The organism is Streptomyces caeruleatus, from assembly GCF_001514235.1.
Taxonomy (GTDB): Bacteria; Actinomycetota; Actinomycetes; order Streptomycetales; family Streptomycetaceae; genus Streptomyces; species Streptomyces caeruleatus.
The window spans coordinates 237623-261116 of record NZ_KQ948933.1; the positions used below are offsets into that span (position 1 = coordinate 237623).

Annotated in this window: 20 protein-coding genes and 1 pseudogene; 14 read left to right on the forward strand and 7 right to left on the reverse strand. The window is 69.1% G+C overall.

What is annotated here, in order from left to right; translation table 11 throughout:
* Positions 1-59: 59 nt before the first annotated feature.
* Positions 60-2840, reverse strand: coding sequence for a penicillin acylase family protein (locus AQJ67_RS29005; RefSeq protein WP_062722259.1), 2781 nt, complete (start codon positions 2838-2840; stop codon positions 60-62).
* A gap of 228 nt (positions 2841-3068) precedes the next feature.
* Here AQJ67_RS29005 and AQJ67_RS29010 point away from each other — a divergent pair, with 228 nt between their 5' ends.
* From AQJ67_RS29010 to mscL, 6 genes are all read left to right on the forward strand, one after another.
* Positions 3069-4595: a potassium/proton antiporter gene (locus AQJ67_RS29010; protein WP_062722260.1), complete on the forward strand. Its 1527-nt coding sequence runs from the start codon at positions 3069-3071 to the stop codon at positions 4593-4595.
* Positions 4596-4841: 246 nt separating this feature from the next.
* Entirely contained in the window at positions 4842-6134 is a 1293-nt protein-coding gene (locus AQJ67_RS29015) for an MFS transporter (RefSeq protein WP_062722261.1), read from the forward strand.
* A 67-nt stretch (positions 6135-6201) separates the two neighbouring features.
* Positions 6202-6531, forward strand: a complete 330-nt coding sequence (locus tag AQJ67_RS45705) for an FmdB family zinc ribbon protein (RefSeq protein WP_079056240.1) — start codon at positions 6202-6204, stop codon at positions 6529-6531.
* 101 nt (positions 6532-6632) lie between these two features.
* Positions 6633-7475 carry an S-methyl-5'-thioadenosine phosphorylase gene (locus tag AQJ67_RS29020; RefSeq protein WP_062722262.1) on the forward strand — a complete coding sequence of 281 codons (843 nt, stop codon included), beginning with the start codon at positions 6633-6635 and terminating at the stop codon, positions 7473-7475.
* Positions 7476-7694: 219 nt separating this feature from the next.
* Entirely contained in the window at positions 7695-8246 is a 552-nt protein-coding gene (locus AQJ67_RS29025; protein ID WP_062722263.1) for a hypothetical protein, read from the forward strand.
* A 147-nt stretch (positions 8247-8393) separates the two neighbouring features.
* Positions 8394-8852: a large conductance mechanosensitive channel protein MscL gene (gene mscL / locus AQJ67_RS29030; protein WP_062722264.1), complete on the forward strand. Its 459-nt coding sequence runs from the start codon at positions 8394-8396 to the stop codon at positions 8850-8852.
* Positions 8853-8856: 4 nt separating this feature from the next.
* Here the strand turns inward: mscL and AQJ67_RS29035 are convergent, their stop codons facing one another.
* Positions 8857-9048, reverse strand: coding sequence for a hypothetical protein (locus tag AQJ67_RS29035; RefSeq protein WP_062722265.1), 192 nt, complete (start codon positions 9046-9048; stop codon positions 8857-8859).
* 341 nt (positions 9049-9389) lie between these two features.
* On the opposite strand from AQJ67_RS29035, the gene AQJ67_RS29040 reads away from it, so the two are divergent.
* Positions 9390-10286, forward strand: coding sequence for a low temperature requirement protein A (locus AQJ67_RS29040; protein ID WP_279616906.1), 897 nt, complete (start codon positions 9390-9392; stop codon positions 10284-10286).
* A gap of 33 nt (positions 10287-10319) precedes the next feature.
* On the opposite strand, the gene AQJ67_RS29045 is transcribed toward AQJ67_RS29040, so the two are convergent.
* Both AQJ67_RS29045 and AQJ67_RS29050 read right to left on the reverse strand, forming a co-directional pair.
* The gene (locus AQJ67_RS29045) at positions 10320-10529 is read right to left on the reverse strand and encodes a DUF397 domain-containing protein (protein WP_062722266.1); all 210 of its coding nucleotides are present in this window, start codon (positions 10527-10529) and stop codon (positions 10320-10322) included.
* A complete protein-coding gene (locus AQJ67_RS29050) occupies positions 10526-11356 on the reverse strand; it encodes a helix-turn-helix domain-containing protein (RefSeq protein WP_062722458.1) in 831 nt (276 codons plus the stop codon). Before AQJ67_RS29050 ends, AQJ67_RS29045 begins: the two co-directional genes overlap by 4 nt.
* Before the next feature lie 189 nt (positions 11357-11545).
* Between AQJ67_RS29050 and AQJ67_RS45710 the strand changes: the two genes are divergently transcribed.
* The 3 genes from AQJ67_RS45710 to AQJ67_RS29065 all read left to right on the forward strand — a co-directional run bounded on the left by AQJ67_RS45710 (position 11546) and on the right by AQJ67_RS29065 (position 14798).
* Complete coding sequence (locus tag AQJ67_RS45710; protein WP_079056241.1) at positions 11546-11755, forward strand: hypothetical protein; 210 nt, start codon at positions 11546-11548, stop codon at positions 11753-11755.
* A 278-nt stretch (positions 11756-12033) separates the two neighbouring features.
* Positions 12034-12447, forward strand: coding sequence for a hypothetical protein (locus AQJ67_RS29060; protein ID WP_062722268.1), 414 nt, complete (start codon positions 12034-12036; stop codon positions 12445-12447).
* 920 nt (positions 12448-13367) lie between these two features.
* On the forward strand, positions 13368-14798 hold the full coding sequence (locus tag AQJ67_RS29065) for a replication initiator (RefSeq protein WP_341846172.1): 1431 nt from the start codon (positions 13368-13370) through the stop codon (positions 14796-14798).
* Between the two features lie 496 nt (positions 14799-15294).
* Here the strand turns inward: AQJ67_RS29065 and AQJ67_RS45715 are convergent, their stop codons facing one another.
* A complete protein-coding gene (locus AQJ67_RS45715) occupies positions 15295-16827 on the reverse strand; it encodes a recombinase family protein (RefSeq protein WP_079056242.1) in 1533 nt (510 codons plus the stop codon).
* A 33-nt stretch (positions 16828-16860) separates the two neighbouring features.
* Between AQJ67_RS45715 and AQJ67_RS29070 the strand changes: the two are divergent.
* The 4 genes and pseudogenes from AQJ67_RS29070 to AQJ67_RS29085 form a co-directional block, all read left to right on the forward strand.
* Positions 16861-17283 (forward strand): annotated as a pseudogene (locus AQJ67_RS29070) (low temperature requirement protein A); the annotation flags it as partial.
* A 78-nt stretch (positions 17284-17361) separates the two neighbouring features.
* Positions 17362-18396: a P1 family peptidase gene (locus tag AQJ67_RS29075; protein WP_062722269.1), complete on the forward strand. Its 1035-nt coding sequence runs from the start codon at positions 17362-17364 to the stop codon at positions 18394-18396.
* A 124-nt stretch (positions 18397-18520) separates the two neighbouring features.
* Positions 18521-19735: a L,D-transpeptidase gene (locus AQJ67_RS29080; RefSeq protein ID WP_062722460.1), complete on the forward strand. Its 1215-nt coding sequence runs from the start codon at positions 18521-18523 to the stop codon at positions 19733-19735.
* Between the two features lie 189 nt (positions 19736-19924).
* Positions 19925-20671 carry a DUF6227 family protein gene (locus AQJ67_RS29085; protein WP_062722270.1) on the forward strand — a complete coding sequence of 249 codons (747 nt, stop codon included), beginning with the start codon at positions 19925-19927 and terminating at the stop codon, positions 20669-20671.
* Between the two features lie 284 nt (positions 20672-20955).
* On the opposite strand, the gene AQJ67_RS29090 is transcribed toward AQJ67_RS29085, so the two are convergent.
* A complete protein-coding gene (locus AQJ67_RS29090) occupies positions 20956-21210 on the reverse strand; it encodes a hypothetical protein (RefSeq protein ID WP_062722271.1) in 255 nt (84 codons plus the stop codon).
* Between the two features lie 103 nt (positions 21211-21313).
* On the reverse strand, positions 21314-23374 hold the full coding sequence (locus AQJ67_RS29095; RefSeq protein WP_062722272.1) for a PTS fructose transporter subunit IIABC: 2061 nt from the start codon (positions 23372-23374) through the stop codon (positions 21314-21316).
* Positions 23375-23494: the final 120 nt, after the last annotated feature.

The window sequence follows — 23494 nt, forward strand, 5'->3', positions numbered from 1 at the left end:
GCGAAGGGGCCCTCCACGCGCGCGTGGAGGGCCCCTTCGGCGGTACGAGCGTCAGCGGCTCACGGCCTGAGCACCAGGGTGTCGCTGGTGCTGTCCACGACCGCCTCGTCCGAGAAGGACCAGTCGAGCAGTTCGCCGTCGGCCCACTTGTCGGTCTGGTCGGTGTAGTGGGCGTTGTAGGCGTGCCCGGAGGCACCGGTGAGGTTGATCCACTTCGACTTGTCGAGGTCGCTGAGGTTGACCACCATCCGCATCGACGGCACCCAGACGACGCCGTAGCCGCCGGCGGCGTTCCAGCCCGAGGCGTTGACCGTGGCCTCGCCGCCGCTGAGCTTCCAGGGGCCGCGGTTGAGGATGTACTGGAGCACACCGGGGCCCTCGGTGCCGAGGGTCTGGTTCTTCAGGAACAGGCGGTGCAGCCGGCCCCAGCTCCAGGTGTCGATGTCCTTGCCGAGCTTGGCGGTCAGCTCCCAGCGGGCGTCGACCATGGCGCGCCTGAACAGGTCGTCCCGGTTGCGGTCCGCTCCCTTGCGGTTGCCCGACTTCGGTGTCGTCCACCAGTCGCTGTCCTCGTCGTCCATGAGGGTGCGGACGACCTCGAACCAGCGGTCGCCGCCGTCCGGCTGCGCCTGGTCGGCGTCGCGGTCGCCGCACTCGCGTACCTTCTCGGTCGCGTCCACGGGCCCCGTGGTGTTGACCGGGTCGACCAGCAGGCACTGGCCCTTGACCCGCAGCTCCTTGGGCAGCTTGTTGCCGAAGGCGAGCTTGAGGATGTTGCGCCAGACCGAGTTGAAGTAGGCGGCCGCGGCCGAGTCGGCGTCCTGGGTGTAGTCCCAGCCCTCCAGGAGCTCCTGTGCGTCCCGTACGTCCGCCGCGTCCCGGACGTCCTTCTCGGAGATGTCGATCTTCAGCAGCTTGGGCACCAGCAGCTTGGCGATCTCGCTGCTGTTGTCGAGCTGCATCTGGCGCATGTCGTCGGTGGAGATCTTGCCGCCGCCGTCGATCTTCGACTGGATCAGGTCGTTGATGCGCTGGCTGCGGGCGCCGTAGCCCCAGTCCGTGGTGAGCGTGTAGGGGTACTTGGCCTTGTCGACGACCGCCTGGTTGGCGGTGACGATGTAGCCCCGGGACGGGTTGTACTCGTACGGCAGCTCGTCCTCGTCGATGTAGCCGGTCCAGCGGGACCTGGAGTCCCAGCCGGGCGCCGGGACGGAGCCGTCGTAGCCCTTCGCGCGCGTGGGGATCTTTCCGGGCAGCGTGTAGCCGATGTTGTCCTTGGTGTCGGCGTAGATCAGGTTCTGCGAGGGCACGTCGAACAGGGCTGCCGCGCCGCGGAACTCCGTCCAGTTCGCCGCCTTGTCGATGGCGAAGACGGCGTCCATGGAGGTGCCCGGGTCCAGCGCGGTCCAGCGCAGCGAGATGCCGTAGCCGTCGCCGCGGTCGGGGGCGGCGGCGTCCACGGTGGCCTTCTTGCCGACCTTCACCAGCTCGGAGCTGCGGTCGGACAGCAGAGGCCCGTTCTCGGTCTCGCGGACGACGATCTTCTTGGGCGAGCCGCCGGCGACCTTGATGGTCTCCTCGCGCGTGGTGAAGGGCACCGTCTTGCCGTCGAGCTGGTAGCCGTCGCCGGAGAGCTTCTCCAGGTAGAGGTCGGTGACGTCGACGCCGGAGTTGGTCATGCCCCAGCCGATGTTCTGGTTGTGGCCGATGATCACGCCGGGCATGCCGGCGAAGGTGTAGCCGCTGACGTCGTACTGGCACTTGCTGGAGACCGCGCGGCAGTGCAGGCCCATCTGGTACCAGACGGACGGCAGCGCGGCCGACAGGTGCGGGTCGTTGGCCAGCAGGGGCTTGCCGGTGATCGTGTACTTCCCGCCGACGACCCAGGAGTTGGAGCCGATGCCGTTGCCGTTCACGCCGACGGCCGTCGGGAGGTCGTCCAGGACGTCCTGGAGGCCCGCCAGCTGGCCCTGCAGGCCGCTGGTGCCGGAGCCGGAGGCGGTGCCCGTGCCGGTGCCGGTGCCGGAAGAGCCCGCGGAGGACGTGGAGCCGCTCTGCTGGAACGTCTTGGTGATGTCGTCGTACTGGCCGGTCTGGACGATCGTCTTGTTCCGGCCGTACGGGTAGTCCGGGTAGAGGTCCTGGATCTGCTTGGGGCCGAGGCGGCTGGTCATCAGGGCGCGGTCGATCTCGTCCTGCATGTTGCCGCGCAGGTCCCAGGCCATCGCCTTCAGCCAGGCGAGCGAGTCGACCGGGGTCCACTTCTCGGGCTTGTAGTCGTTGGTGAACCCGAGCGCCGCGTACTCCAGGGAGATGTCCTTGTTGTCCTTGCCGTCCAGGTAGGCGTTGACCCCCTGGGCGTAAGCCTGGAGGTACTTCTTGGTGGACGCCGACAGCGTCTTGTCGTACTCCTCCTTGGCGACGCGGTCCCAGCCGAGGGTGCGCAGGAACTCGTCGTTGTCGACCTGGCTCTCGCCGAACATCTCCGACAGCCGCCCGGAGGTCATGTGCCGGCGGACGTCCATCTCGTAGAACCGGTCCTGCGCCTGGACGTAGCCCTGCGCCATGAACAGGTCCGCGTCGGAGGAGGCGTAGATCTGCGGGATGCCGTAGTCGTCGCGCTTCACGTCGACGGGCCCGGACAGGCCGGGGAGCGTGAGTGATCCCTTGGTCTGCGGGAAGGAGGCACGGACGGTGCTGATGGACCAGTACCCCCCGTAGCCGACGCCTCCGACAAGGGCCAGCACCAGCAAGAGGACGATCAGACGGGCTCTGCGCCCCTTCTTCCTGCCGGACTTGCCGGGCTTCTGACCCGTGGAGGCGGTGGTGTTGGGGGGCATCGCTGTCCTTGCTGTCCTAACGCGAGCGGCAGGCGGTCCTGGAGTGCTGGAGCAACCATAGGCGCAGGGCCCGACGCAACTTGACTCGGAGTAGGGAACCAGCACGGACGGACGTTCGATCATGCACCCATTAGCGTCAAGAAATCGTCAAGAGTTAGGTAAGGTAACGAAGTAGTTGGGTGCGGAGAACCGCCACTTCGTGTCCTATGTACATGAGCCCGCGCGCGCGTGCGCGCGGGCCAGGGAAGGGAACGGCCGCTGACTGTCCACGACCTCAACCAGCTCCTGCTCGTCTGCTCGCTCGTCCTGCTCGTCGCCGTCGCCGCGGTCCGGATCTCCTCGCGCAGCGGGCTCCCCAGCCTGCTCGTCTACCTCGGCATCGGCGTCCTCATGGGCCAGGACGGCATCGGCGGCATCCGCTTCGACGACGCCGAGCTGACCCAGGTCATCGGGTACGCGGCCCTGGTCGTGATCCTGGCCGAGGGCGGTCTCGGCACGAAGTGGAAGGAGATCAAACCGGCCCTCCCGGCCGCCACCGCACTGGCGCTGGTCGGCGTCACGGTGAGCGTCGGGGTCACGGCGGCGGCCGCACATTATCTGATCGGTCTGGAGATCCGGCAGGCACTGATCATCGGGGCGGTCGTCTCCTCGACCGACGCCGCGGCGGTGTTCTCCGTACTACGGCGGATTCCGCTTCCCTCGCGCGTGACCGGCACCCTGGAGGCCGAGTCCGGCTTCAACGACGCCCCCGTGGTCATCCTGGTGGTCGCGTTCTCCACCCACGGTCCGATCGAGCACTCGTACGTGCTGCTCGGCGAGATAATGCTGGAGCTGTCCATCGGCGCCGCCATCGGCCTCGCGGTGGGCTGGCTGGGCTCCTGGGGCCTCAGGCACGTGGCGCTGCCCGCCTCCGGCCTCTACCCGATCGCCGTCATGGCCATCGCCGTCGCCGCCTACGCGGCCGGCGCGATGGCGCACGGCAGCGGCTTCCTGGCGGTCTATCTGGCCTCGATGGTCATGGGCAACGCCAAGCTGCCGCACTGGCCCGCCACGCGCGGGTTCGCCGACGGGGTCGGCTGGATCGCCCAGATCGGCATGTTCGTCCTGCTCGGCCTGCTGGTCACCCCGCACGAGCTGGGTGACGACATCCTGCCCGCGCTCGTCATCGGGCTGGTGCTGACCATGGTGGCCCGCCCGCTGAGCGTCGTGCTGTGCCTGGTGTCGTTCGGCGTCCCCTGGCGGGAGCAGGCCCTGATGTCCTGGGCCGGGCTGCGCGGCGCCGTACCCATCATCCTGGCGACGATCCCCATGGTGGGCGGCGTCGAGGACAGCCGGCGCATCTTCAACATCGTCTTCGTCCTGGTCGTCGTCTACACCCTGGTCCAGGGGCCGACCCTGCCGTGGTTCGCGCGCAAGCTGCGGCTCGGCGGGGAACCCGAGCCCGCCGACCTCGGTATCGAGTCGGCGCCGCTGGAACGGCTGCGCGGGCATCTGCTGTCCTTCGCGATCCCCGCGGGCTCGAAGATGCACGGCGTCGAGGTCAACGAGCTGCGGCTGCCCGCCGGGTCCGCCGTCACCCTCGTCGTCCGCGATGGAAAATCGTTCGTTCCGCTGCCGACGACGGTGCTGCGACGCGGAGACGAGCTGCTGGTCGTCGCCACGGACCCGGTACGGGACGCCGCCGAGCGCCGGCTGCGCGCGGTGGGGGCCGGAGGCAAGCTGGCCGGATGGCTGGGAACGAACAAGACATCCTGATCGCAGGCCGAGCGCCCGCAGTGCTCAGGTTCACAAGGTCAACGGCCCGTGTCCCCTGTACTATGCAGGCGTACCCCTAGATCGAACCACCTCTGCCTGACGCAGAGCTGGCGCGACCGTATGGCGGCCGGGACGTCCCTCCTCAGTGGACGCCGGTATCTACCGCAGTTCCGCGCGACAGGACAGCTCTCGGCGCCGCCCCCACCCGACGGGGCCGCGCTACCAGGCGGCAGAAAGGCACGGGCCGTGGCGTCCACGGTCACCACCGAGCAGTCGAAGGACTCGCCTGCCTCCTCCCGCCCCGGATACGGACAGCTGCTGCGCACCCGCGGCGCCTGGACGTTCCTGCTCCCCGGCTTCGCGGCCCGCCAGCCGTTCGCGATGCTGACCATCTCCATCGTGCTGCTGGTGCAGCACACCACCGGTTCCTACGGCGCGGCGGGCGCCGCCGCTGCCGTCACCGGCGTCTCCATGGCGCTGTTCGCGCCCTACAGCGGCCGCCTCGCCGACCGCTACGGGCAGCGTGCCGTCCTGCTCCCCGGTGTCGTCGTGCACGTCCTGTCCGGTCTGACGCTGACGGCGCTCGCGCTGACGGAGGCACCCCTGTGGGCGCTGTTCGTGGCCGCCGTGCCGACCGGCGCCTCGGTGCCGCAGATCGGCCCCATGGTGCGGGCCCGCTGGGGCGTGAAGCTCCAGGGCTCGCCGCTGATGACGACCGCTGCCGCCTTCGAGTCGGTCACCGACGAGCTGACCTTCGTCGTCGGCCCGCTGCTGGCCACCGCCCTGTGCACCGCCGTCGACCCGGCCGCGGGCCTGGTCACGGAGGCCGCGCTCACACTGCTCGGCGGTCTGCTGTTCGCCGCGCAGAAGAGCACCCAGCCGTCAGTCGCCGTCGCCGGGCACGCGCGCGTGGAGCACGTCTCGGCGCTGCGCGTCCCCGGCGTGCGGGTGCTGATCGTGACCTTCCTCGGCATCGGTTCCGTCTTCGGCGGCATGCAGGTCTCCCTGGCCGCGTTCACCGAGTCCATCGGCGAACCCGGACTCAACGGCGTCCTGTACGGCACCTTCGCCGCCGGCAACATGCTCTCCGGCGTCGTCTGCGGCGCCATCGCGTGGAAGGTGGCCCCGCAGCGCCGCCTCCTCGTCGGCTACGCCGCCCTCGCGCTGGCCGCGTCCGGCCTGTGGGCCGCGCACTCGGTCCTCGTCCTGGCCGGCCTCGGACTGCTGGTCGGCATGTGCATCGCGCCCGCGCTGATCACCGGCTACACGCTGGTCGAGAGCCTGGTCCCGGCCGGCGCCCGCACCGAGGCCTTCACCTGGCTCACGGGCGCGGTCGCGCTCGGCCAGGCCGCCGCGGTCACCGTCGCCGGACAACTGGAGGACCGCTTCTGGGGCGGCGCCGGATTCCTGGTGCCGATGGGCGGGACCCTGCTCGCGCTGGCGACCCTGGTGGCACTGCGTTCACGGCTGGTGGCACGGCCCCGCGGGCGCACCGTGGCACGTGGCGTCGGTCACCGCGTGCCGGTGGCAGTGGACTGAGCGGCTGGAATACGTCACACTTGACCGTCGTTAGCACTCATCGAGTGAGAGTGCCAGGAGGAAGACAGTGCCGACCTACCAGTACCAGTGCACCGCGTGCGGCGAGGGCCTCGAGGCGGTGCAGAAGTTCACCGACGACGCCCTGACCGAGTGCCCCAGCTGCCAGGGCCGCCTCAAGAAGGTGTTCTCCGCGGTCGGCATCGTCTTCAAGGGCTCCGGCTTCTACCGCAATGACAGCCGCGGCTCCTCGTCGAGCAGCTCACCGGCGTCGTCGAAGCCGTCGACGTCCGCCTCGTCCGACTCGTCCTCTTCCTCCTCGACGTCGTCTTCCTCGTCGTCCTCGGAGTCGAAGTCGTCGAGCGCCGGCACCTCCTCCAGCAGCAGCTCCGCCGCGTAAGCGCCCTCCTACGCGCGCGCGTAGGACCCACTCCTTACGGGACCCTGTCGTCATCCGGCGGCGGGGTCCTCGGCTTCTCCGGGTGCGGTTAGGGTGCGGGCATGGCGAACAAGGCGAACGCAGAACTCGGCGTGATCGGCGGCTCCGGCTTCTACTCGTTCCTCGACGACGTGACCGAGATACAGGTGGACACCCCGTACGGGCCACCCAGTGACTCCCTCTTCCTCGGCGAGATCGCCGGCCGACGGGTCGCCTTCCTGCCCCGGCACGGCCGCGGCCACCATCTGCCGCCGCACCGGATCAACTACCGGGCCAACCTCTGGGCCCTGCGCTCGCTCGGCGTGCGCCAGGTCCTCGCCCCGTGCGCGGTGGGCGGTCTGCGTCCCGAGTACGGGCCGGGCACCCTGCTCGTGCCGGACCAGCTGGTCGACCGTACGAAGTCCCGGGTGGGCACGTACTTCGACGGGCTGCCGCTGCCCGACGGCTCCGTGCCGAACGTGGTGCACGTCTCGCTGGCCGACCCCTACTGCCCCACCGGCCGAGCGGCCGCGCTGAAGGCGGCGCGCGGGCGGGACTGGGAGCCGGTGGACGGCGGCACGCTGGTCGTGGTCGAGGGGCCCCGCTTCTCGACCCGTGCCGAATCGTTGTGGCACCAGGCGCAGGGCTGGTCGGTGGTGGGCATGACCGGTCACCCCGAGGCGGCGCTCGCCCGTGAACTCGAACTCTGCTACAGCGCGTTGGCGCTGGTCACCGACCTCGACGCGGGCGCCGAGACCGGCGAGGGCGTCTCGCACGACGAGGTGCTGCGGGTGTTCGCGGCCAACGTGGACCGGCTGCGGGGCGTGCTGTTCGACGCGGTGGCCGCGCTGCCGGCGAACGAGGAGCGGGACTGTCTGTGCGCGACGGCGCTGGGCGGGATGGATCCCGGGTTCGAGCTGCCGTAGGGGCTCGCCGGCCGCGGGCGCTTGAAGAGGACGCTCGGAGACGGCACTTGAGGGGGCGGCACTTGAGGGGCGGCGGAGCAGCGGAACTTCCCGTTCGGGCGGCGGAGTTTTCCACAACCGGTCGGTCGTCCACGGGCTCCGACGGGCGGCGGCGCGATGGCTCATCGTGGCTACGTCGTGGCTTGCCAAGCCGTTCCGTCGTCGCAGGTGGTGGTCCTCATGTCCGTTGCCCGGTCGTTTCCCTCTCCCTCCTCCCCCGTCGTCCCGCTGCCGCTGGGCACAGACGCTCCGGCCACGTGCGAGGTGCCGCACTTCGCTCCCGTGCGGGTGCGCGGCGGGCGGTCTCAGTTGCGTCGGCTGCTACGGCATCGCAGGCGGGCCGCGGCGGCGGGACTCGCCGTCACCGCGGCCGCGCTCGTGGCGGCGGGGCCCGGGGAGAGCGGCCCGGCACGCGGGCATCCGGTGGCGGAGCCGGTTCGCCAGCACCGGGCCGTCGAGCGGGTCTCCGCGCCGGTGCGGATCGCCGACGGGGCCACCGTGCGGCTGCTGCGGCCCGGTGACCGGGTCGATGTGATCGCCGCGGAGGAGAGCGCGCCGGGCCGGGGCGGCGCCGAGGTGGTCGCGCGCGGGGCCCGGGTATCGAAGGTGCCGGAGCCGCTGGACGTCGCGGCCGGGAGCGGGGCGCTGGTGGTGCTGTCGGTGCCGCGTTCCACCGCGGCGCGTCTCGCGGGCGCGAGTGCTACGGCGCGGCTGGCGGTGACGCTGTGCTGAGCCGGGTCGCGCATGTCGTGCACATGGTGCTTATCGTCCTGTCAAGTCCCTCGGTCAGGTGGTGCAATTGGACAGGATGGCCTAGCCCTGACGTAGGTTGCGGAGCTGTTCGTTCCACAACCTGTGCACACGAGGAGAGGCTCCGCGGTGAGCGAGAAGAAGGAACCGGGCGTCTGGGACGGCTTCAAGGCCTTCCTGATGCGCGGGAACGTCGTCGATCTGGCGGTAGCGGTGGTCATCGGCGCCGCGTTCACCAACATCGTGAACGCGGTGGTGAAGGGGATCATCAATCCGCTGGTCGGAGCGATCGGCACCAAGAACCTCGATCACTACAGCTCGTGCCTGAGCGCGGAGTGCCCGGGCGACCAGGGCATTCGGATCCTGTGGGGCTCCGTCCTCGGCGCGGCCCTCAGCTTCGTGATCACGGCGGCCGTCGTCTACTTCCTCATGGTCCTGCCGATGGCGAAGTACCTGGCCCGGGTGGAGGCCCGCCGCAAGGCGAAGGAGGGCACGCAGGAGGTCATCGAGGTGACCGAGCTGGAGGTCCTCAAGGAGATCCGCGACGCGCTGGTCGCCCAGCGCGGCTCGGGGCACAACCAGCAGTAACGGCTCAGATGTGGTGGGGCGGCTTCTCGTCGAGGAAGCGCTTCAGATCGGCCGCGCTGTCACCCTCGCCGCGCGGCCGCTCGCCCCAGCCACGGTCGGTGTCGTCGGAGGACTGCTGGTCCAGCGGGTCGTCGAAGACCAGCACGGGCTTCGGTTCGCGCGGCTCGCGCGGCTCGGCGGCGGGGGCGGTGCTCATACGTCCAGGGTACGGGTCGTAGGGCTACGGTCTTCCCGACGGCGGTCCGGGATGCCGGCACGCGGTGGGCCGGGAGGTCTGCGCCTGGCGGTACGGGGGGCTTCGCCTGGCGGTCCGGGGGGCTTCGCGGGTGGGTCTGGGGGGCTTCGCCTGGCGGTCCGGGAGGCGGGCGCGCGTCGGTCCGGGAGGCTTGCGTCCGACGGTCCGGGAGGCGGGCGCGCGTCGGTCCGCGGGGCTTGCGTCCGACGGTCCGGGAGGCGGGCGCGCGTCGGTCCGCGAGGCTTGCGCGCTTGTGATTCCTTCGCAGGAAATTCCGCGCCTGATCTGCTGTGCTTGACCCCATGACGTCCAGTTCGACTCCCGCGCCGGACTCCCCCCGCCTGCCCGGACACCGCCGTCCCCTGCGTCGGCTGACGGCCCGGGGCCGTGGTGAGGCGCACCGTGCCGCCACTCCGCTGGAGCTCTTCTTCGACCTGTGCTTCGTCGTGGCCATCGCCCAGGCGGGCATGCAGTTGGTGCACGCCGTCGCGGAGGGGCATCCGGGCGAGGGCATCCTCAACTACGCGATGGTGTTCTTCGCCATCTGGTGGGCCTGGATGAACTTCACCTGGTTCGCCTCGGCCTACGACAACGACGACGTCCTTTACCGGGTCGTCACCCTCGTCCAGATCGCCGGCGTGCTGGTGCTGGCGGCCGGGGTCACCAGGGCGTTCGAGGACCACGACTACCTGGCCGTGCTGCTCGGCTATGTGATCATGCGGCTTGCCCTCGTGACGCAGTGGCTGCGGGTGGCCAGGTCGTGTGACGGCCCGGAACGACGGATGGCCCTGCGGTACGCCGGCGGTGTGCTGTTGTGTCAGATCGGCTGGGTGGGCCTGGTGGTGCTGCCCGAGGGCGCCAGGTCCTGGGTGTTCCTGGTGATGGCGGTCCTCGAGATGTGTGTGCCGCCGTTCGCGGAGAGGGACCACCCGACGTCCTGGCATCCGCGTCATATCGCCGAGCGGTACGGGCTGTTCACAATCATCGTGCTCGGCGAGACCATCGCCGCCGCCACGGTCGCCGTGAAGACCGGTATCGACGAGAACGACGCGCTGGGCGACCTGCTGCCGATCGCCGCGGGCGGGCTTTTGATCATCTTCGCCGCGTGGTGGATCTACTTCGTGGTCGGGAACCAAGCTAAAGAATACCTTGCCGGGGCTGGGACGTCAGCGGCCATGCGAACGGCCCCCTCTGACTAGGCAAGAGGGGGCCGTCTCGTGCGGGTGGGACGATCAGACAGCGTCGAACTTTCCCAGCTTGATGCTGGCCACGAAGGACGCGAACGCGTCGGCGGGGAAGTTCAGAACCGGCCCGGTCGGCCCCTTGGAGTCACGGACGGGGACCACGCCGCGCGGGGCGGCGAGGTTTGCGGCGACCTCCACGCAGGCGCCGCCGTTCTCGCTGTAGGAGGACTTGAACCAACGGGGGGATTCGGTCGTCACGGGGTGCCCTTTCGCAACTGGTTGATCATGGCCACAGATGCCGCTTGAGAGAGGGCCTCGGCCTGCAACTGATGGTAGGCCGTTAGTAGGGGGACGACGGCACCGCGTTCCCGTTCGAGCTGGCCACGCTGTGCGGACTCCGCGTAGGAGAGGAGAGAGCGGTTCTCCATTGTGAGGACGTACAGCGGCAAGCTGAGTGGGCGACGGTCCCCCATGGTGAACGGGGCAATCTGGAGCACGGTGTTTGGCAGGGCGGCGAACTCGGCGAGACTCGCCAACTGGTCGTCCATGGTCGCAGAGCTGCCGACTGGCCTCCTCAAGCAGCTTTCGTCCAGCACGACGAACACCAGTGGTGACGGAGTCCGCGTCAAGGCCGCCTGGCGCTCCTTGACGAGTGCTAAGCACTCTTCTCCTTGCTCTGGAGTGATCGCGCCCCGCTCGACGGTGCGGGAAGTGAGTGATGACGCGTAATCCGGTGTCTGAAGAATTCCCGGTATGACGCCGACCTCGTAGAGCCTGATCTCTGCCGCACGGGCCTCGTGCGTCACATACTCCGGGAACCCCTCCAACAGCGCTGTGTGTCGAGCGGCGCGGCTCTGGCGTTGGAGTCGCTCCCCGGTGCCAAACACCCTGTCGCCACTTGCAGCGAATCGGGGAGTTGGAGGCCTACGGCCAGTTTCGACGGCCGAGATATGAGTTCCCGAGCATCCCATTTGTTCCGCTAGCTCGTCCTGGGTCCAGCCGCGCTCATCTCGTAACCTCCGCAGGAGTGCCCCAAACGCCGCACTAGGTGACTTTTCGGCGTCCAGTTCTTTGCGGTTCAACAGGCACCACCCAGTTCTTCGCTCAATTCGCGCAAGTTGAAGACACCTTGACTGTAGGTCACGCTGAACCCCCTTGGTAGTGGAAGCACTACAGAGAGGAACGGCCGTGCCCGGCATCAGCAACGTCACGTGGCAGGAACCTCCCCCGTCGACCAGAATCCTGACGCTGTACCAGCGGATGGGGGTGAGAGCATGACCGCCCCCAGGACCTATCCCGGTCCGCCTGTTGATCTGCCGCTGAGGCTCGACGGCGAACCGGAGCCTGACGCGGATTGCGACGTGTGCCAGGCGTTGGGCGAGCAGCGTTCGGAAGCTCGTACCAAGGGCGACATGTCCAGGGTCTCGGACTGCAATGTCGAGATCCGCAATCACCCGCACAAGGGCAGGGGGCGGCGTTCGTGATTCCGATGGAGGACCTACAGAAGCAGCAAGAGGGCTGCTGCCGCCGCTCATGAAACGTTGCGGCAGGCGTTCCTGGCGATCGGGGTTCCAAGGCGGGAGCTTGGCTGGCTGGTCCCGCACGTGGCGCCCGACGGCCGTCCGATGGTGGCCATGGGCATGTGGAACGCTGATGTGGTGCATAGGGTGGCGGCGCACCTGATGGCGTCACCCGCACGCATCGAGACGGCGCCGGACGGCCCTGTCGTGGCCGATCACGCCCGCGTGACGCGGGACGACTGATGCGTCAGTGCACCGCCACAGCCGAAGTGCTGCTCACGGACATTTTGATAGCAATTCTGGCTGGACAGGGGAAGGTCTTCAGTCAGGGCTGTGAGGACATCCCCGACTCGGCCCGATGCCAACTCGGCCTCTGGCATGGAGACGAACACGCTGACTTCGTCTGGGAGTGGGAGCACAAGCCGGAAGAGGGACTGTGGGCGCGCTGGACACCGGACGGGGTGATGCGGTTCGAGTCGCTGGCTCACTGCGAGGTCACTGATGGCTCGGACGACGGCGACGCATGCTGGCTCTACCGGGACCACGCCCGCGAACACTCGTGGGCTCTGCGTGACCCGGCGATGGAAGCGTTCCGCCGACAGGTGCTCGCGGAGAACGCCGGATTGCTCGCGTGGCTCACCCGGGAGCGGGAGTAGCCGCCCTGGCGCTCGTGGCCCCTGAGCAATGACACCGGCGCGCTGGGCGACGGCGAAGCAGGGCTCAGCGCGTCGGCTGCCCCGTCTGCGGCTCTCCTTCCCTGGTGGGTCGTGGGCGGGGCTTGTGGTGTTGGTGCGTGTGGTGCCGTGATGCTGCGCTTGGGCACGCCGCCGGCCGTAGAGGCTTTGGGCGGGAGCTGCCATGGAGCGAGTGAACAGGGGGCCTTACGCTGCCTCGCGGATCGGGCAGTCTTTGGGACCTGCCCGCAATAGCCCGATCGGCCCCCTGTTCTTCGAGGCTCGCTCCATGGTGGCTGCCTAAAGCCTCGTAGGCCGTCGGCCCCCAGCCACACGGGGTTGAACCCCGCCCGAGTCGGCAGGTGGTCTCCGGCTGCGTCGAGCTGCTTGATACCGACGGGGACAGGGTCTTGGGCTGGCCGGTGAGTGGTCCTGGCGTGGATCGGTGGCTGAGGTGCTGGAGGCCGTGAGCACGGGCCACGGTCCACTGGAGAGGGCAGACAGGGTGGACTGCTGGGGCGGACTGGCTCACTTTCTGGCGTCGTCCTGGTCCGCGCGCCGGGGCTGCGGCGCCCCGGACCGGACCGGCCGAAGGCCGCATGCCGGGCCGGGGTGCGGCAAGCGGCCCCGGCGGCGCGCCGAAGGCGCGCCTTCAAAAAAGTGAAGACAACTTACGCCACATGCTTCACACCTACGTCTGCTCCGCATCCCGGTGAGAGCAGAGCCCGCGCCGCAACCGGCTGCCCAGCCAACGCAAGATCACCGCATCCAGATTGGCACACGCTCATCCGGATAAGTGGTTGACCTTGAGCCACTGGCGGGCGAGGATCCCTACCCTGACTCATCCGGATAAGTGGACGGGCCTGCTCTGGAGGTGCCCTGTGCTCAACCCCTCACACGACGTGACCACTCTGAAGAACCGCTCTACCGACCTGGAGCGGGAAAGAAGTCTGCGGCTGATCTCCGATGCCGATCGTGACCTCACCCGGCTGGTCAACGATCCGAAGTTCTCGCGCTGGCTGGCACAGATCAAGGCCATCGGCGGATGCGCCCACCCCATCTACCTGTCCGGCTCCACACTCACCCTGAATCCTGTCACCGGTGAGGTGGTCTCCTCCTACTCGACCGCCGACGAACCCGCTGAGCGGCTGGCCGTACGCTGCGGCAACCGGCGCGCCTCGGTCTGCCCGACCTGCTCCTACCTGCACGCCGGGGACACCTATCAGCTGATGCGTGCGGGACTGTCGGGCGGCAAGGGGGTGCCCGGCGCCGTGACGGAGCGCCCCCGTCTCTTCGTGACCCTGACGGCGCCCTCGTTCGGACCGGTGCACCACGCCATCGAGGGCCAGCGCTGCCGTCCGCGCCGGGATGATCCTGTGTGCGAGCACGGCAGGCCCTTGGGCTGCGGCCGTATCCATGGCGAGGATGACCGCCTGGTCGGGCTGCCGCTGTGCCCGGACTGCTACGACTACGTGGGCCACGTGCTGTGGCACGCGCACGCCGGGCGGCTGTGGAACCTGTTCACCACCGCCGTGCGGCGTAGCCTCGCCTCCGCCGGGGCCATACCGCGCTCCAAGCTGGGTGAGCACCTGGTGGTGTCCTTCGCCAAGGTCGCCGAGTACCAGAAGCGGGCGGCCATTCACTTCCACGGCGTGGTGCGCCTCGACGGCCCGGACGGCCCCGGATCGGCGCCTGCCGCCTGGGCGGGTGAAGAGCTGCTGACCGATGCCGTGACACGTGCGGCGGCGTCCACCTTCGTCACGGTCCCCGAGTCGGACGCGTACGGCACCGAACGGCTCGGCTGGGGCGGGCAGTTCGACGCGCGCCCGATCCATCCAGCCCCTGATAGTGACGGGCCGTCAGGGTCGGCGGTCGCCGGGTATGTGGCCAAGTACGTGACCAAGGGAGCGGCCGAAACCGGCGCCGGACTCGACTACCGCATCACCACCCCGGACGACATCCGCGCGGCCGTCGTCACCACCCACATACGGGCACTGATGGCCACCTGCTGGCGCCTGGGCGGCCTGGCCGAGCTGGAGCACCTTCGGCTGCGCAGGTGGGCTCACAGCCTCGGCTACCGGGGTCACATCCTCACCAAATCCCGCCGCTACTCCACCACCTACGGCGCACTGCGCGCCGACCGCGCCGACCACCGACGCGGCGGCCCGGCACCAGAAGCGGACACGATCACGGAATCCGCCTGGCGCTTCGCCGGATCCGGCTACACCCCCGCCGAATCCGACATTGCCGTCGGCATAGCGGAAGACCTGGCAGAACTGCGCGAGATCAGGCGGGACATGATCGCCGAGGGGTGGAAATATGGTGCGCGATAAATACGCAGGGTCTTTCCGTCCCGCCCACGAATTCGAGGATCATCCCGCCTCTTTTCCGGCTTGGCGAGTAACCTCCCACGACTGGCATGTCGCAAACAGAATCTCTCACCTACTCGGGGGAAAGGCTCAACGATATCTATCGGAGGATGGCTCTCAATGGAACGTGGCAACCGAATCAGTCCGGCTCCGGGTAGCCTTGGAACGCAGCACGGAATCAGACATTCGCTTCCGTTTGGCCAATCATCAAGAGCTAGGGCCGTTCCAACTCTTCTCTAAATCGAAGATGCTCATGAACGCCCTGACCAGAGAAACACAAGCCTTCTCCACCGCAACGCTTCGCGAATTGTCAATAGAGCCAATAGAATTCACGACGAGAAACGGTATCACTATCACCTATCTCAGACCCGTGTTACTGCCACCAGATAAGTAACCGGCAAAGAGGAACGGAAGAGCGCCCCGACACATGGCAACGTCGGGGCGCTCTTCCGTTCCTGGATTACCTGACTATCTCGTAAGCGTTCACACCTTCTATCTTTACCCGTTCTCCAACTCGACCTGGAAACAGGGTGACTTTCACCCCGAATTCATTCAGCAACTCGCGTCGTGCTGCGTCATCCTTAGCACTCGCCCAATCATCCGCCACAGTCCGACCTGTTGGAATCATGCGCATCCCGGCCGGTCGCTCAGGTAGCTTTTTCAGCTCGGCGATTTCAGCGCCCATGCGCGCATACTCCGATCGGAACCATTCGGCGTCGTCGTCCGCGTCGTACAGGCCTGCCCGGCGGTCTTCCCGGAGCCGCTTTCGATCAGCTTCAAGATCGGCAATTTGCGCTGCGTACCCTGTACCAGGGTCGAACTCCTTCTTCATCACCTGGCCCCTCCCATACTCCGTCAAGAACCAATCTTTGACGGCTGCTTCGAGCTTATGAATTCGCATGCTTGGGGCGGGCTTGCAGGCTTGGGAGCTGGGGATTCCACGCACCCGCGCCGTGCATATGTATCGGTTGAGTCCTCCCATCACTAGACGCTCACCACAGTTGCCGCAGCGGGCAATTCCCACTAGCAGCTTTGTCCCCTGTGCCGCTCGCCCATATGACACCCCTTCCTTTTTCTCCCGCTTGGGCTTGGTCTTCTCAATCAATGCATCACGTGTCGCTCGACCCCAAAGAGGGGGTGCAATCTTCCTGGGCCTTCCATCGGGACCAAGTACCGGCTTCCCCTTATGCATGAGGTAGCCCAAGGATGCCTCACTCCAAAGAATCCCCCGGAGGGTCTGATACGTCCACGGGCTACCTTTCGGCTCACGTCCGTACATGACTGCCATCAGGTCGTGAGGCGACAGCACACCTTCCCGCGTAAGCCTGGAGCATTCTGTCGAGACCGTAATTTGCCCCGTAACGTCAGCCAGAATCCTCTTAGCTACATTCCGAATTTCCTTGGACGCTTCGGGATGCAACGCGACTTCGTCGACTTTTCCCGTCGGGATATGGCGAACGTACATGTAGCCGTATGACAGCTTATTCTTCGGCTGTCCCGCTGCCCGTGCGCGTACGTGCTCGTCCTGAACGCGCGTCCTGATTGCCCGGTGTTCGAGCTGCGCTCCAAGGGCTTTGAGGAGCAATTCTGATTCTTGGCTCGGGTCGTCGAGATCCCAGATTCCCGGGTGGTCGGCCGTAACGAGAAGCTGTCCAGCTCCGTGGATGGTGTACGCGGTGTTCAGAACGTCGCGTACGTTGCGGCCGATCCGGTCGACCGCTGCGCCGACAATGCCGTCGTACGGCCCTGCCTCGCCACGCAGCCAGGGGCCGAGCTCGGGCCGTGTGAGCGGGTCCGTGGCACCCGACACTTCCCAGTCGTCGGCCCACCCGATGACATGCCCGCCCACTTCGGCTGTGGCCTTGAGGATCTGGTTCCTCTGCTTCTCAGGGCTGTTGGTCGTCTCGGTCTTGCGCGACAGTCGGCGCACGCCTACCAGGCACTTCCCGCACCCGTCATAGTCAGTAGTCTCCGGCCTGTCCATGAGCGCCATTCTCCGCGAACCTCCGTATGGTGTGCATTAGGTTGGTTCCCGGTGCCGATCCACGGTCACCTGAACTCCAACAGGCAGGCCTTCCTGTGGGGTTACGGCCACTACGTGGTGTTCGCCTCGGCGGCGGCGATCGGCGCGGGCCTGGAGGTGGCGGTCGAGCAGGCCGTCCACAAGGCGCACATCTCGACGCTGGCCGCGTCGGCGGCGGTGACCCTGCCGACGGCGCTGTACCTGCTCACCGTGTGGGCGCTGCACTCGCGCTACTTCAAGGTGGGCATCGCCCAGCAGCTGGTGCTGCCGACCGCGGCGCTGCTGGTGATCTGCTGCACCTTCCTGGGCGACTGGGCGGTACTCGCGGCCGGCCTGGTCTCGGCGGGGACGGTGGCGACCGGGGAGACGTTGACGGCGCGCAGGGCGGGCCGGGCGCGCGGGGAGGCAGCGGCGCCGGCCGGCTGACGCGAGGCACGGCCGGGTCCTGCGACAGTCCCGCGAGGTTCCGCGGGGCGGGCTGGGTGGCTGGACGACACTGGGCTCATGACAGTTGACGCTCTGACAGATGTCGCCGGGCTGCGGGTGGGCCACGCGACGCGCGACGGCGAGGGCTGGCTCACCGGCACCACGGTCGTCCTGGCGCCCGAGGGCGGGGCGGTGGCCGCCGTGGACGTACGCGGTGGCGGGCCCGGCACCAAGGAGACGGACGCCCTCGATCCACGCAACCTCGTGCAGAAGGTCGAGGCGATCGTGCTGACCGGGGGCAGCGCGTACGGGCTCGACGCGGCGTCCGGGGTGATGGCCTGGCTGGAGGAACAGCGGCGCGGGGTGCGGGTGGGGGTGGATCCGGCGCATGTCGTGCCGGTGGTGCCCGCGGCCTGTGTCTTCGATCTCGGGCGGGGCGGCGACTTCAGGGCCAGGCCGGACGCGGCCACCGGGCGGGAGGCCGTCGAGGCGGCCGCGGCGAGCGAACCGGGCGCCCCGGTGCGGGAGGGCTGCGTGGGCGCCGGTACGGGAGCCACCGTCGGGCCGGTCAAGGGCGGGATCGGCACCGCGAGCACGGTCCTCGGCTCGGGGATCACGGTGGCCGCGCTGGTCGTGGCCAACGCGGCCGGGTCGGCCCTGGATCCGGAGACCGGCGTGCTGTACGGGGAGTTGTTCCAGGGGCGGGTCGACTACCCGGAGGCGGGCCTGCACGAGGCGGCGCGGCAGCGGCTCGCGGACATCGCGGCGAAGAGCGCGCCACCCCCGCTGAACACCACGCTCGCGGTGGTCGCCACCGACGCGGACCTGACGAAGGCACAGGCGCAGAAGCTGGCCGGTACGGCACACGACGGCATCGCGCGGGCCGTGCGGCCGGTGCATCTGCTCAACGACGGGGACACGGTGTTCGCGCTGGCCACCGGGGACCGCCCGCTCGACGCGGGGCACCCCCTCGCGTTGAACGAGCTGCTCGCGGCGGGCGCGGACGCGGTGACGCGGGCGATCGTGCGGGCCGTGCGGGCGGCCGGGTCGGTGGACGGGCCGGGTGGTGTGTGGCCGTCGTACGGGGAGTTGTACGGAGGTCGGCGATGTTGAAGTGTCGCGGTTCTGTCACGTGACGGCATTCACCGCGAACGCTGGGAACCCGGCTCGGGGGCGGGGACCTCTTCCCCCCTGCAACGGAACGCATCCCGCAGATCGCATGAAGATGGAGCAGATCGTGACAACGCCGGACATAGCAGCGCGGCGCGCACTGGGGGCCTGTGCCGCCCTGATGATCGGCGCCCTGACGCTCACCGCCTGCGGTGGGAGCGCCAACGCCGACAACGACGACAAGGCCGGCAAGGACTCCAAGTCGTCCGCCGCGACGATCGAGATCTCGGCGAAGGACGGCTCGAACGGGGCCTCGATCAACGCGACCGGCGTGAAGGTCAGCGACGGCAAGCTGACCGAGGTGAGGATGACGGTGGCGGAGAGCGGGCAGGCCGTGCCGGGCTCCCTGTCCGCCGACGGGGGCAGCTGGAAGCCGAAGGAGCAGCTGGAGCGGGGGACGAAGTACCGCATAGCGGCCACCGCGAAGGACGCCGACGGACGCAGCACCGCCGCCGACTCCACCTTCACCACGGTCTCCTCGGCCAACAGCTTCATCGGGACCTACACGCCCGACGAGGGCACCACGGTCGGCGTCGGGATGCCGGTGTCGTTCAACTTCGACAAGGCGATCGGCGACAAGAAGGCCGTCCAGTCGCACATCACCGTCAGCTCCAGCAGCGGGCAGAAGGTGGTCGGGCACTGGTTCGGCGAGCAGCGGCTCGACTTCCGGCCCGAGGAGTACTGGAAGGCCGGCTCCAAGGTCACGATGAAGATCGACCTGGACGGCGTCGAGGGCGCGAACGGCGTCTACGGCGTGCAGAAGAAGACGGTCACCTTCACCGTCGGGCGTTCACAGGTCTCGACGGTCGACGTGAACACGCAGACGATGACGGTCGTGCGGGACGGCAGGACGATCAAGTCGGTGCCGATCTCGGCGGGCAGCCCGGAGTTCACCACGTACAACGGGCAGATGGTGATCACCGAGAAGTTCGAGAAGCTGCGGATGGACAGCAGGACGGTCGGCCTCGCCAACGCCTACGACATCCCCGACGTGCCGCACGCGATGCGGCTGACGCAGTCCGGGACCTTCATCCACGGAAACTACTGGTACAACAAGGGCAACCCGCCCTTCGGCAGCCAGGGCACCAGCCATGGCTGCGTCGGCCTGCAGGATGTGCGGGGCGGGCAGGGGGACACGCCTTCCAAGTGGTTCTTCGAGAACTCGACGGTCGGCGACGTCGTGATCGTCAAGAACTCCCCCGACAAGACCGTGACGCCGGACAACGGCCTCAACGGCTGGAACATGTCGTGGAACGAGTGGGTGGCGGGCAGCGCCGCCTGATCCCCTCGTAACGCCCTGAAGTAGCGTCTCAGCAAGGAATCTTGACGGTTCGTCGGGCCGCGCGGGAACTTCTCGCGCGGTCCGCGCGTTTTACCGGACGTACGTTTTCTCGGTTCCCGGACATGATGTCCGACCGAGGGGCTACGGTATGCACCCACAAGGTGACATGCAGCAACGCCGGGAGAAACCTTGAGCGTTCCGTACGAGACGGCAGCGTACGAACCAGCCGAGTCGCCCGAGTCTCCGGAGGAGCATCTCGCGCGACTTCTCGGCCGCGCCCTGAACTCCTTCGAGTTGCCGGACGAGACGATACGGCGGCTCGACTGCGCACTGGCCCACGACAGCTCGCTGCACTCCGCGCACCACAGCGCGGGGCTGCACCGCGAGACGTACCGGCACACCTGGCTGCTCGCCGACGGCTCGGCGCTCACGTTGTGGGAGCTCGTCCACAACACCGCGAGGGGCCGCGACCCGCAGCACGAGGTGTACGCCGACGAGGAGGAGCTGCGCGCCGCGACCGCGCGGCTGCCGCTGCCGCCGGACGCGCCGGACTTCGAACTGCCGGTGACGGTGCAGCTGTCGCCGATACCCGCGCCCCGGCACGCGTATGCGCCGGACGACTCGGCGGACCATGCGCGCCGGGTGCTGCGCCGGGCGGAGAACCCCGACCGGCCGGACGCGTCGACGGCCGCCCTGCTGGCCACGGCGTGCGCGCACCAGATCACACAGGCCTTCGGACGCCCGCGCGAGGCCGCGCGCGCCGGACTGTGCTTCTCGCTCTACGAGCACGCCTTCCTGCTGCCCGACGGCGAGGAGATCTCCCTGTGGGAGGTCGAGCACACGGCGACGCCCGACGGACGGCACATGTGCGAGGTGTACGTCAGCGAGGACGCGGCGCGCGCGGCGATGGAGCGGCGGGCGGCGCAGGTGCCGTAGGGGCGGGCCGGCCCAGGTGCCGTAGGGGCGGGCCGGCGCAGGTGCCGTAGGGGCGGCAGGTCAGCTGCCGTAGCGGCGGGCCGGCCCAGGTGCCGTACGGGCGGCAGGCCGGCTGCCGTAGCGGCGGGCCGGCGCAGGTGCCGTAGCGACAGGCCGGCGCAGATGCCGTAGGGGCGGGCCGGCGCAGGTGCCGTAGGGGCGGCCGGCCGGCTGCCGTAGCGGCGGGCCGGCCCAGATGCCGTAGCGACGGGCCGGCCCCGGTGTCGTAGCGGCGGATGCCGTTGTCAGCGGCCGTTGCCGAGCTGTCGCACCAGGCCCGCGAAGGCGTCCCGTTCGGCCGGGGTGAGTTCGACGGCCTCCAGGTCGGGGGCGGTCTGCCGCTGGTGCGGAAGGCCGGGGAGCGCGTGGCCGGGTGCGCGCCGGGGGTCCAGCGCGCGGTAGCGGCGCAGCAGCCGGGGCAGTCCGGTCACCCACAGTGCGACCGCCAGGGCGAGTACGACGGGGCCCAGCAGCTGGATGATCGTGACGTTTTCCGGCATACGCCCCAGTGAACACCACGGTCCGGGCCAGGTGGCCCGGACCGTGACGTATCTCGCAGGTGCCGTGAACAACTCACAGCTCCCCAAAGGGACAAGCGGGAGGTTACGCGGCGACCGGCTGCTTCGCCTCGGCCGCCGGGGTCACGACGTCCGCGGTGCCCTCCGGCGCCTTCCGGCGCATCCCCTTCAGCAGGATGACCAGGCCGGCCGTGACCGCCGTACCGGCACCGATGGCCAGCAGGTACAGCCAGGGCTTGCCGATCAGGAAGGTGACCCAGATGCCGCCGTGCGGGGCGCGCAGGGTCGAGCCGAAGGCCATGGTCAGCGCGCCGGTGACCGCGCCGCCCGCCATCGATGCGGGGATCACGCGCAGCGGGTCGGCCGCCGCGAAGGGGATCGCGCCCTCGGAGATGAAGGAGGCGCCCAGCACCCAGGCCGCCTTGCCGTTCTCGCGCTCGGCCGTGGTGAACAGCTTCTTGCGGACCGTGGTGGCCAGGGCCATGCCGAGCGGCGGGACCATGCCCGCGGCCATCACGGCGGCCATGATCTTCATCGCGGAGTCGCTGGGCGCCGCGACCGAGATACCGGCTGTCGCGAAGGTGTAGGCCACCTTGTTGACCGGGCCGCCGAGGTCGAAGCACATCATCAGGCCGAGCAGGACGCCGAGCAGGATGGCGTTGGTGCCGGAGAGGCTGTTGAGCCAGTCGGTCAGGCCCTTCTGCGCCTCGGAGATCGGCTTGCCGATCACCACGAACATCAGGAAGCCGACCACCGCCGAGCCCACCAGCGGGATCACCACCACCGGCATGATGCCGCGCAGCACCGGCGGGATGTCGATCCGCTGGATGCCGAGGACCACGCCGCCGGCGATCAGACCGGCGACCAGTCCGCCGAGGAACCCGGCGCCGATCGTCACGGAGATCGCGCCGCCGACGAAGCCGGGCACGAGACCTGGCCGGTCCGCCATGCCGTACGCGATGTATCCGGCGAGGACCGGGACGAGGAAGCCGAAGGCCGCCGCGCCGATCTGGAAGAGCAGCGCGCCCCAGCTGTCGATCTGGCCCCAGTCGAAGTGCTTGGTCACCGACTCGGCCTCGTTGATCTGGTAGCCGCCGATCGCGAAGCCGAGGGCGATCAGCAGACCGCCGGCGGCGACGAACGGGACCATGTAGCTCACGCCGGACATCAGCCACTTGCGCAGCTTGGTGCCGTAGCCCTCACCGGGTTCGCCGGCGCGGTCGACGGGGGTGCCGGGCCGGGCGGCCGCGGTGGCCTCGCCGCGCTCGGCCTTGCCGCGGACCTCGGCGATGAGTTCGGCGGGGCGGTTGATGCCCGCCTTCACACCGACGTCGACGGTCGGCTTCCCGGCGAACCGGTCCTTCTCCCGTACGGCCACGTCGTGGGCGAAGATCACGCCGTCCGCGGCGGCGATGACGGCCGGGTCGAGCCGGGTGAAGCCGGCCGAGCCCTGCGTCTCGACGACGAGTTCGACACCCGCCTCACGGCCCGCGTTCTCCAGCGACTCGGCGGCCATGTACGTGTGGGCGATGCCGGTCGGACAGGAGGTGACGGCGACGATACGGAAGGGACGTTCGGGCGCCGGCTCGGCGGGCGCGTCGGAGGTGGTGCCCGTGGCGGCGTCGGCGGAGGCCGCCACCGACGACGCCACGGAGTCTGGGGAGACGGAGGCGGCGGGCGCGTCGGCCGCCTCGGGCGCCGGGGGCTCCTCGCCCCGGATCAGGGCCGCCGCGGACGCCGCGTCGCCCGCGGCGCGCAGGGCGTGGGTGAACTCGGCGTTCATCAGCTGCCGGGCCAGCGACGACAGGATCGTCAGGTGGGCGTCGTCCGCGCCCGCCGGAGCGGCGATGAGGAAGACCAGGTCGGCGGGGCCGTCCGCGGCGCCGAAGTCGATCCCGGCGGCGCTGCGTCCGAAGGCGAGCGTCGGCTCGGTGACATGGGCGCTGCGGCAGTGCGGGATGCCGATGCCGCCGTCGAGGCCTGTCGGCATCTGTGCCTCGCGCGCGGCCACGTCGGCGAGGAAGCCCTCCAGGTCGGTCACCCGGCCCAGGGCCACCATGCGCTCGGCGAGGGCACGCGCCGCCGCTTCCTTGGTGTCGGCGGACAGGTCGAGATCGACCAGGTCCGCGGTGATCATGTCGCTCATCGCGGGCTCCTTAGCACGCGTATCGCCCGGTGAGTCTGGTGGGCGGGAAAGGGGACGGGGGTGCCGTGGGGGGAGGTTCGGGTGGGGGAGGCGGGGTCGGGGAAATCCCGCCTCCCCCGG

What these genes read in the sequence shown, in the direction of transcription:
- AQJ67_RS29035 (WP_062722265.1), bottom strand. Translation starts at nt 9,048, where the DNA reads ATGAGCACCGCCCCCGCCGCCGAGCCGCGCGAGCCGCGCGAACCGAAG.
- AQJ67_RS29060 (WP_062722268.1), top strand. Translation starts at nt 12,034, where the DNA reads ATGCGTCAGTGCACCGCCACAGCCGAAGTGCTGCTCACGGACATTTTG.
- AQJ67_RS29020 (WP_062722262.1), top strand. Translation starts at nt 6,633, where the DNA reads ATGGCGAACAAGGCGAACGCAGAACTCGGCGTGATCGGCGGCTCCGGC.
- AQJ67_RS29075 (WP_062722269.1), top strand. Translation starts at nt 17,362, where the DNA reads ATGACAGTTGACGCTCTGACAGATGTCGCCGGGCTGCGGGTGGGCCAC.
- AQJ67_RS29090 (WP_062722271.1), bottom strand. Translation starts at nt 21,210, where the DNA reads ATGCCGGAAAACGTCACGATCATCCAGCTGCTGGGCCCCGTCGTACTC.
- AQJ67_RS45710 (WP_079056241.1), top strand. Translation starts at nt 11,546, where the DNA reads ATGACCGCCCCCAGGACCTATCCCGGTCCGCCTGTTGATCTGCCGCTG.
- AQJ67_RS29005 (WP_062722259.1), bottom strand. Translation starts at nt 2,840, where the DNA reads ATGCCCCCCAACACCACCGCCTCCACGGGTCAGAAGCCCGGCAAGTCC.
- AQJ67_RS29025 (WP_062722263.1), top strand. Translation starts at nt 7,695, where the DNA reads ATGTCCGTTGCCCGGTCGTTTCCCTCTCCCTCCTCCCCCGTCGTCCCG.
- AQJ67_RS29040 (WP_279616906.1), top strand. Translation starts at nt 9,390, where the DNA reads ATGACGTCCAGTTCGACTCCCGCGCCGGACTCCCCCCGCCTGCCCGGA.
- AQJ67_RS45715 (WP_079056242.1), bottom strand. Translation starts at nt 16,827, where the DNA reads ATGGCGCTCATGGACAGGCCGGAGACTACTGACTATGACGGGTGCGGG.
- AQJ67_RS29095 (WP_062722272.1), bottom strand. Translation starts at nt 23,374, where the DNA reads ATGAGCGACATGATCACCGCGGACCTGGTCGATCTCGACCTGTCCGCC.